The sequence below is a fragment of the Shewanella sp. S23-S33 genome, from assembly GCF_043359565.1.
Lineage (GTDB): Bacteria > Pseudomonadota > Gammaproteobacteria > Enterobacterales > Shewanellaceae > Shewanella > Shewanella oncorhynchi.
Genome location: NZ_JBHFFD010000057.1, coordinates 21,163 through 30,585, shown reverse-complemented (window position 1 = coordinate 30,585; position 9,423 = coordinate 21,163). Strand labels below are relative to the sequence as shown.

Sequence of the window (9,423 nt, the reverse complement as noted above, 5' to 3'; positions counted from 1 at the left end):
CCCGCAACCACTTCTCTTCATGAAAGAGAAAAATAACCAGCACAAGCTGGTTTTTTTGTATCTAAAATTCGTAATAACCCTCTGTAAAATCTTAACCAGATCACCATGGTAGCTCATCGGATTCAACGACCTATAAACAACCGATGAAAGCCATCAGTTCAAATCATCTTCAACAACAGCGTCCAAAATAAGATTTAAACTGTTCAGCTGACATCAATGCATTTTTTGGATGTCAAATTTCGCCATAAAAGTGTCGGACAATATGAGTCCTGCCATAGCACCAAAGGAAACGGTGAAAATCATGATGAAAGGTAGAGGTTTCAAATAAGCAGAAGTCAGAACACCTTGACCGAACCAGTGCAGTAATGAACCAAGGACCATGACACCAAAAGCGAACTTATTCGCGGCAAAAAACATCGAGATTTCGAATGCCCACAACTCTTTATTTTCCTTAAATTGGGCAAAACCGAAGTAGAGATAGAGCAGTAATGCCACTAAGGCGATAGCGCAGACACTGAGTGTATAAGTTAACTCCGATGCCCCGACCAACACTTGATAGCCGATACGAATGGCATAAATACCGACACCCAACCAAAGTAGTTGAGACAGACATACACTTAGCACCTAAAGCGAGCTCTGAAAATGAGCGCTTAGAGCAAATTCTTAAAGTTAGTACTTAGAGTGAGAGCCTTAAAAGCAACAGATAAAATACATAGAGATCAGCATGTTATTTTAACCGCGCCATATGATACACACTGACAAACTCACCATTTCTAAAAGCAAAATCCCTCGACTCACCTTCAATCACAAAACCAAATTTTTTATATAGACCAATGGCGGCATGATTATCGGTATAAACCGTTAATTCAATTCGTTTTATATTCATCCATTTATCGGTAAGCTCAAGCATCGCGTTAATCAAGGCACTGCCTATACCGCGGCCTTGCCAACTGTCTTTTACACCCATACCAAAGGAGGCAACATGCCTACGGCGAGGTTGCTCATACACTTCAAAACCCAACTCACCGACAATTTCACCTTCAATCTCTGCGACATAACGATGAACATGATTCGATGTTGCTGCAAGACGCGCCTCCCATTTATCGGTCGATGGCAAAGGTAATTGCAAGGTATCGGCATAGGCATTTGGACAGGCATATACTGCTTGAATGGCTGCAGCATCACTCTTCTCTGCATGCCTAATCGTAATATTTCCCAATGAGTCCCCTCCCTAGTTTTCAAATAAAAAAGACGTGTCCAATTCAACGTACACAGAACTAAGCACACAGGTCTAAGCCCAACGAATTGACTTAGGCATGCTGTGGATCACTGTGATTAAGCAACTCAACCCGATTATTATCAAACCGACTTTACGGATGAAGCTCACATAAGACAAGTATGAAATTTAAAAAACTATTGATAAAAATGGCTTTTATATAGATAGATATCAATCAATATAGGAATTGAATCAACCACCGCCCTGTCTCCATAACCCAGCCTCAGCACCTAGGTTGAAACTCTGGGTAAATAAAAACCCGCTCAAGATAGGATCTTGGCGGGTTTATAAGATTCAGGCACTAAAGTGATAATTGAGTTGAATACTTCAGCCTTCAATTAATCCAATACAAACAATAGTATGGTTCTAATATAAACTGTTTAATTAGAGTGGTAAACGGCCATTAAAGGACAGCGCTAACGTAGTACTATCCACGTATTCCAACTCGCCACCCACTGGTACGCCATGGGCAATACGGCTTATCATCACTTTGTGACGTCTGGCCATATCGGCAATAAAATGCGCTGTAGCCTCACCTTCTACTGTTGGATTTGTCGCTAAAATCAGTTCGGTGACATCACCCGATGCCAAATGGCGCTCGAGTAACGCTAAGCCTAACTCTTCTGGCCCCACGCCATCGAGGGGCGATAAATGGCCTAAAAGTACAAAGTAACGGCCAGTGAAATGTCCACCCGCTTCAATGGCTAACACATCAGCCGGCGTTTCCACCACACAAATGGTGGAGGAAGTTCCGCGTTTATGGCTAGCACAGATCGGACAGAGGGTTTCTTCAGTGTAGGTTCGGCAAGACTGACAATGACCGACGTCACTCATCGCACTGGACAGCGCACTGGCTAACTTAAGCCCTGCTTTTCGGTCGCGTTCAAGTAACTGAAACGCCATACGTTGCGCCGATTTAGGCCCAACCCCAGGTAAACAACGCAGGGACTGAATTAACTCATCTAACAATGGACTAAATTTCATCGGCTATCTCAATTAAAATGGCATTTTCATGCCTGGTGGTAATTGCATGCCACCAGTAACTTCAGCCATTTTAGTTTTTTGGTTTTCTTCGATTCGACGAGCAGCGTCATTACAGGCCGCAGCAATCAAATCTTCCAGCATTTCTTTGTCGTCTTCCATCAGGCTTGGGTCGATTTCGACTTTACGCACTGTGTGCGCGCCTGTCATAGTCACTTTCACCAAACCAGCACCAGATTCACCCACCATTTCCATACGGGCGATTTCTTCCTGCATTTTGGCCATTTTTTCTTGCATCATCTGGGCCTGTTTCATCAAATTGCCCATACCGCCTTTTCCAAACATAGTCATTTCTCTTCTATTAGGGTTAGTCGCAAGCATTAACGCGGCTAATCTTACTTAAATAAATGGGATTGGCAATCAATGCCGTTATCTTGTTAATAAACTTATGATCTCGATGCAGAGTTTCTCAGCAGCATCACTATAAATATGCACTCGAAGCCTAAATTTAAACCACAGAGTTACAAATTAACGATGAAAATTTTACCCAAAGACTCGCCAATAATAGCTAACTCGCGGCCTAGGTTAACTCAGGTAACGCTTGTATTTGCTGACTGCGTAAATTCAACAACTCTGGCGGATACACTAGACTATCGGCATCGAGTTCGGCGCCCATACGTTGGATCAACCATTGCACATTGTCATCATGAATCAATGATTGATGCGCTTGTTGCAGCAACTCTTGGTGGAAACGCTTACGTAACTCTAAGGGCGTTTCCCGCTGTTCATCGATTCCTATGACCACTTGTACCCGTCTTGGGTTCCCGAGCGCGGTAGTTAAGGCTTGCTCAAGCTGCACTATGGCAACATCGGCCGCTAGATGCTTCTGGTTTGGTTTAAGCAGCAACGGCAAAGGATCGCTCAAGGTTTGGCAGACAGAATTAACCGCCAGTTGCCGCACTCGCCCGCCGATCTCTAAGCTCGCCATCAACTTGTACCAATGTAAATCTAATGGATGACCGCTAATAGGTTGAGTCGAACTGAGCGCGCCTTGTGTCTCATGCGTGTGTTCCACTGTATTCGACGCATTTGTCAGTGCTGTTGCGCTAACCGAGGCAAACTCTGAGACGGGTATTTCTTCTTGACGTACAGCCTGATTTTGAAGTATTTCCGACTTCAAACTTGATGCTGCGGCCTGCCCGTCACTCAGGGATAGAGTGTCATCTTGTGCATGATTAGGTGCGTAACTCGCACCTAAAAGCTCTTGAGCATGACTAGCTTGAACATTATTTATATCAGTAGCTTGCGCGCTCACCGGCTGAACACTGTCAGTCTTATTGCTATCGACTTGCGTCACTTCGATAGATTCAGCTTCAGGCGCTGCCTCCCAAGGCGGACGATCATATGCAGCGCACGGTTTGACAGACTTCTCAGAGACAATTCCAGTTGAGATGACGACTGAAGATACTGCTTGGTGCAGATCGATAGGCTCAAGATCTAAGTCGAAGTCATCATCAAAATCTATCGCTAAATCAGGGTCTAAATCAGATGCTGGATCAACAGAAAATGCCACACTTGGCTGACTCGCTTCAATTTTAGTAACCGATTTAGGTAAGGTTACACCATGTGATTTAGTATTTGGCGTCTTAAGTTTTGAGTCCAATGACGACTTTTTTTCATCACCGTCCTTAGCACTTAAGGCGTCAAGATCCGATAACAGTGAATCCCGCGCCGCCAACACCGCCGAGAGAATATCATCATCGGCTAAAGATGCGGAGGCTAGTGTTGGAATTGGAATTGATGTCTGAGGAGACACTTGAGCAATTAATACAGACTGACTATCAACTGAGCCTTCCATGCCTACAGCGCTTTGAATATCAGCAGAATTTTGAACATTATCTAAGTGTTGAACATCATCAGGCACAGCATGAGAGTCAAAGCTGTGATGAAAATCATCGTCATTGTAAGAGCCGGAGGAGAATTCAACATAAGCATCTTGATAGGAATCGAGCGGCGCTGACTCTTGGGCATAAGCTCCCATCGCTGGATAAGAATGCTCGACTTCAGTTCCATAGGGGCTATGTTCATCAAACCCCTTTTGCTCTAGCGTACTATTAGTAAGAGTATGGTTAGCGAGGGAGTCAACAGCAGTGTTTTCATCAACAGTCTCTTGAACAGCACTGTCTTTCTCTGCAATGTCACTACCAACAGCCACAGCGCTTGAACCAACAACCATTTCAGCCGCTGCTGGATTAACAATACTCGACTCGGCAGTTGCCCCTATTAATTCAGGAACTTCACTATTCTGAGCATCTAAACTCGCAACCGATACCTCAATGTCAGCAGCAGCTTCAGTAACTTGAGAAGGCGCTTGAGCGGTTGATACTGTTTGAGTTTGTGGCTCGACCTCAGCATTCACTATCTCAACGTTTAAGCTGCCAGCGTTAAATCCCTGACTCTGCGCCTGACTTAGAATCACCGCCTGTTCGGCAATTAATGCCGCATCCGCTTGGAGCTCAGCATCAAGTGCCTGCTCTGTGGTATCGGCAGGCTCAATTAATGCTGTTTTTTTTTCAGCAGGCAGTTGTTCCGCAGTATGTGGCTCAGCAAACTGTTGTTCTTTTACATCATGAGCTTGCGCTGTCGCAACTGGCGTTTGCCCTTCGGATAAACTGATCTCAGCGACCGCATCAGGCTGCCAGCGCTTTACTGGCTTTTCCGGCACAAACGCCACAGCGCGTAATAGCGCCATCTCAAGACCCGATTTAGGATCCGGTGCATGGGGTAAGTCTTTGCGGCCTGTTAATAAAATCTGATAATAAAGCTGCACCTGTTCCGGCTTAAGCTGTTCGGCAAAGGCGCGAATTTGGGCGCTATACAAGGATTGCTGCGCGCAAGCGGGGGCAAATTGGGTCAAGGTAATTTGATGTAACAACTCAAGTAAACTGCGTAGCACTTCTTGGGCATCTGCGCCATACGCGAGCACTTGGGCACAGGTATGCATTAACACACCAATATCGGCATCGGTTAAGGCATTAAGCAAGGCAACTACATGCTGCTCATCAATGCTACCAAGCATGGTTTGCACTTGGCCAAGCATCACATTACCGCCACCAAAGGCGATGGCTTGATCTGTCAAACTCAAGGCATCACGCATACTGCCATTGGCAGCTTTAGCCAGCAGTTTTAGGGCTTCAGCATCAAAGGGAAACTGCTCTTGGGTCAAGATATGATTGAGCTGAGTGCCAATTTCAGCTTGGGTCAGGCTTTTTAAATTGAACTGCAAACAACGGGATAACACAGTCACAGGCAGTTTCTGCGGATCGGTTGTCGCCAGAAGAAATTTAACGTGCTCGGGGGGTTCTTCTAAAGTTTTTAGCAGTGCGTTAAAACTGCTGCGCGACAGCATATGCACTTCGTCGATGAGATAAACCTTAAAGCGGCCACGGGTTGGACGATACTGCACATTGTCTAACAGCTCACGAGTATCATCGACCTTAGTGCGAGATGCGGCATCGACTTCAATCAAATCGACAAAACGGCCTTGGGCGATTTCCACACAGCTGCCGCAAACACCACAGGGAGTCGCTGTCACGCCTTGTTCGCAATTTAAGCCTTTGGCAAAGAGTCGCGCCAAGCTGGTTTTACCGACACCGCGCGTTCCCGTAAACAGGTATGCATGGTGTAAGCGCTGCTGGCTTAACGCATTGGTCAAGGCATGCAAAACATGGCTTTGGCCAACCATTTGATCAAATGTGGCAGGGCGCCATTTTCTGGCTAACACCTGATATGACATGGAACTCCCCAGAGTATGTGATACAAAAGCGGGAGCATGCGCCCCGAGAACTTTGAAAGATAACATGCCATGATTTGACATGCCATCAAACTATCCCAAGGCGCCTTTAGCTGCAGATTTATTCGCCTTCAAACTCACAAAGTTTAACCAACTCAAGCCCTAATGCGGTTAAACGGGCTTCACCACCTAAATCAGGTAATGAGATCACAAAGGCCGCATGTTTAACTTCACCGCCGAGTTGGCGGATCAGTTTAACGGTCGCTTCGATAGTACCGCCAGTGGCGAGTAAATCATCAACAACGAGCACTTTGTCATTTGCGCTAATCGCATCAGTATGAATTTCTAGGCTATCGTGACCGTATTCCAGTTCATAGCTTTGGCTGATGGTTGCACGCGGCAATTTGCCGGGTTTACGCACAGGTACAAAACCGATACCCAATTCTAAAGCCAACGGTGCACCAAATAAGAAACCACGGGCTTCAGTACCCACAATTTTGGTAAAGCCTTGACCACGATAATGTTCAACTAACAAGTCGATGGTCGCTTTATAGGCTGCTGCATTCTCAAGCAAACTGGTGACATCTCGAAATAAAATCCCTTCCTTAGGATAATTAGGAATCGTTTTAATGCTTTGCTTTATCAAGGATAAGGTTTCTGTATTCATAGCCATCATATTTGCTTAATAAGTTACTTAATCAATTCACCAACCTAGCGGTGGCGGTATAAAACAAAACGTCCACACTGGGTGGACGCATTGTCGAAAGTCGGACAAAGCTTATGCCGCTTTAGTTTTAGTTGCAACAATCACAATGCACAAGTGATGGAAAGGTTATCAATTTGTGCCTTAGATCAAACCCTGTTGGCTCTCAGTTAAATAGCCTCAACAAGAACACGACTAAACTTTCAGTCACAGCACTTGAGCCCATCTAATAACTCAATCATCCCTCTATTTCAGGTATACCTTTAAGATACCAAAGTAGGACCAATGCCATGACAAACAGCAGACCTTTTACCCAAAGGATAGGGACCACAATAATACTGACACTAAAACTCAGCGCGCTAACTATCATGGCTTTGCGTTTCAATCCCTTACGCATTGCTCGCTGCTCTTGCCACTGGGTTAAGGCATCGGCAAACCAGGGATGTGTCATCAACCAATGGTGTAAACGTTCACTCGAGCGGGCAAAGCAGAAGGCAGCAAGCAAGATAAAAGGCACGGTCGGCAATATCGGTAGCACGATACCGACTAAACCTAAGACTAAAGCGGTTAAGCCTAACAGTAAAAATAATCCGCGCTTTAATACCATAAGTTTAAATGCCCTTTATCGGAAAAACAAAAGCCACTCGAAGAGTGGCCAATAGGCTACGCGCTAGAGATTAACGCTCGCTTAAATTAAACCTAAATGCTTTAACCAAGACAGACTTGCTGGCAGAGTCGGCAACAGTAAAACTAAAATAAAACCAATAAAATACAAAAAATTAAATGGGTCTTTAAACGGCTGACTACTCATTACAGCTCCTCTAGTATGTGCAAGTATAAGTGCGCAGGAATCGTACAGTGATTGAGATCACAAAACGGCCGACATTGTAGCGGTTTGTCAAATTAATAAAAACCCTCTAAATGTAGGGTTATTGCATTTATTTCGGCAATAAACCCAACCTTAAGACTGACGTCCGCGCACTATCCCTTTGGCCGCTAATTGCTCGAGTAACTGCATACAACCTTGCTCAATAATCTCTGGCGCCATTTGATGGTAAGTGATTGTTAACCAATCAACTATCTCTTTAAAACCCGCTTGGCCTTGAGCTTGAAGAAATGCCAGCACCTGCGCGCTTAAGGGATTTAACTGTAGGAAACACACTTCGCAATCGGCATCTTGATAGAGACAAAAAAACACTGGCGTATCGAGTTGTTGCTGCGGACGATAATCCTGACGAATGTGCTGCACCTCAAAATGATACTGCGCCACCCTCGCCGTCTGTGACAAACATAAAGCCTGCGTCGACATTTGCGCTAGGCTAAGTTGAGATTCATCCCCACTCGCCTGTGCAACCGCAACGGCCAACTCCAGCCATTCATAGTGCGCTAATTCGAGCATAAAAACAGGATCATTTGCCGTGGGCTGATATTCCTGCTGTAAAAAATCTAAAAACTCACCCGCGATGTCGATAAAAATCGGCGATTGGCAATCATGTTGACTGAAAAAACGTTGCACCAAAGTCAGCCATTCCTCCTCAGAATACAAACTTTTAAGCACGGGAAAGCCGTTCGACACAAATCCCAGCACATTATTAAAAAATAACTCGCGGTAAACCTGCATACGCCGGACATCAGTATCCGCGGGCAATGGCGAAGAGGGATCGCGGATATAATCGATAAAGGATTGCTGCACTTGCTTAAAATCCATTAGGCGCTCCTCTTTACGGCATGAGCACTATTTTGGGCATGGGAGCTGGACGCCGCCATTTGATAAGCGTGAATTTGATTTATCTCGAGCAACAATTCAGCGGTTGTCGGCAAATTAAAGTCACGCTCAAGCAACGTCGGTTTTACCCCATGCAAGGCATAACAGCGCTGTAATAATGTCCAGACGGGATCGTTAATGGCTGCGCCATGGGTATCAATGAGCAGATCTTCAGCTTGTTTGTAGTGCCCAGCAATATGCAGATAAGCGATGCGCTCCGTCGGCATGGCCTGTAAAAAGGTATCGGCATCGTATTGATGGTTTATCGAGTTCACATAGATGTTGTTCACATCCAGTAGCAGTTTACAATCGGCTTCTTGCAGCACGGCATTAACGAATTCAAGTTCTGTCATTTGCGCACCTGGAGCGGCATAAAAAGACACATTTTCTAAAATAAGCGGCCGCTCTAGAATATCTTCTACTTGCTTGACCCGCGCCGCCACATGCTTCACCGCAGCGTAGGTAAAAGGGATAGGCATTAAATCATATAAGTGACCTTGCCCTGAGCAATAACTTAAATGTTCGGAATAGACTTGGATTTGATGTAAATCCATAAAGGTTTTGATATTTTTTACAAACGCGAGATCTAAAGGTTCAGGGCTACCAATGGATAAACTCAAACCGTGGCAGTAGAAAGTATGTTGCTCAGTCAACTCACGAAATTGGCGGCCAAATTTACCACCTAAGGTCATCCAATTCTCAGGCGCCACTTCAAAAAAATTAATAGCATCAGGCACCTGTAAACAAAATTCACTGAGCATTTCTCGTCTTAATCCCAGCCCTACCTGTGCCGTATTTTTTTGATCATTCATAGAACCTCACGAACGCTAACCTGTAATCGCTTAAGAATAAAACACAAGAGACCAGCGCTGGCTGGCCTCTTTAAGCTCAATTATCCCAATAAC

General features: G+C 45.0%; 10 protein-coding genes. All 10 read right to left on the bottom strand.

Annotation, left to right across the window (positions count from 1 at the left end):
* Nucleotides 1–213: 213 nt before the first annotated feature.
* Nucleotides 214–624 (bottom strand): hypothetical protein, encoded by a 411-nt coding sequence (locus ACHA99_RS15550; RefSeq protein WP_393943720.1) that lies wholly within the window; start codon nucleotides 622–624, stop codon nucleotides 214–216.
* Between the two features lie 103 nt (nucleotides 625–727).
* Nucleotides 728–1,219, bottom strand: a complete 492-nt coding sequence (locus ACHA99_RS15545; protein ID WP_393943718.1) for a GNAT family N-acetyltransferase — start codon at nucleotides 1,217–1,219, stop codon at nucleotides 728–730.
* Nucleotides 1,220–1,660: 441 nt separating this feature from the next.
* A complete protein-coding gene (recR, locus tag ACHA99_RS15540) occupies nucleotides 1,661–2,260 on the bottom strand; it encodes a recombination mediator RecR (RefSeq protein WP_028759631.1) in 600 nt (199 codons plus the stop codon).
* A gap of 12 nt (nucleotides 2,261–2,272) precedes the next feature.
* Complete coding sequence (locus ACHA99_RS15535) at nucleotides 2,273–2,602, bottom strand: YbaB/EbfC family nucleoid-associated protein (protein WP_028759630.1); 330 nt, start codon at nucleotides 2,600–2,602, stop codon at nucleotides 2,273–2,275.
* A 235-nt stretch (nucleotides 2,603–2,837) separates the two neighbouring features.
* Nucleotides 2,838–6,053 carry a DNA polymerase III subunit gamma/tau gene (dnaX, locus tag ACHA99_RS15530; protein WP_393943716.1) on the bottom strand — a complete coding sequence of 1,072 codons (3,216 nt, stop codon included), beginning with the start codon at nucleotides 6,051–6,053 and terminating at the stop codon, nucleotides 2,838–2,840.
* Nucleotides 6,054–6,171: 118 nt separating this feature from the next.
* Nucleotides 6,172–6,723 (bottom strand): adenine phosphoribosyltransferase, encoded by a 552-nt coding sequence (gene apt, locus ACHA99_RS15525; protein ID WP_105252212.1) that lies wholly within the window; start codon nucleotides 6,721–6,723, stop codon nucleotides 6,172–6,174.
* Between the two features lie 268 nt (nucleotides 6,724–6,991).
* Nucleotides 6,992–7,360: a YbaN family protein gene (locus ACHA99_RS15520; RefSeq protein ID WP_113940896.1), complete on the bottom strand. Its 369-nt coding sequence runs from the start codon at nucleotides 7,358–7,360 to the stop codon at nucleotides 6,992–6,994.
* Nucleotides 7,361–7,441: 81 nt separating this feature from the next.
* Nucleotides 7,442–7,564, bottom strand: a complete 123-nt coding sequence (locus ACHA99_RS15515) for a hypothetical protein (RefSeq protein WP_006082086.1) — start codon at nucleotides 7,562–7,564, stop codon at nucleotides 7,442–7,444.
* A gap of 150 nt (nucleotides 7,565–7,714) precedes the next feature.
* Nucleotides 7,715–8,461, bottom strand: a complete 747-nt coding sequence (locus ACHA99_RS15510; protein ID WP_393943713.1) for a DUF2063 domain-containing protein — start codon at nucleotides 8,459–8,461, stop codon at nucleotides 7,715–7,717.
* Nucleotides 8,461–9,330 (bottom strand): DUF692 domain-containing protein, encoded by an 870-nt coding sequence (locus ACHA99_RS15505; protein WP_113940898.1) that lies wholly within the window; start codon nucleotides 9,328–9,330, stop codon nucleotides 8,461–8,463. Before ACHA99_RS15505 ends, ACHA99_RS15510 begins: the two co-directional genes overlap by 1 nt.
* Nucleotides 9,331–9,423: the final 93 nt, after the last annotated feature.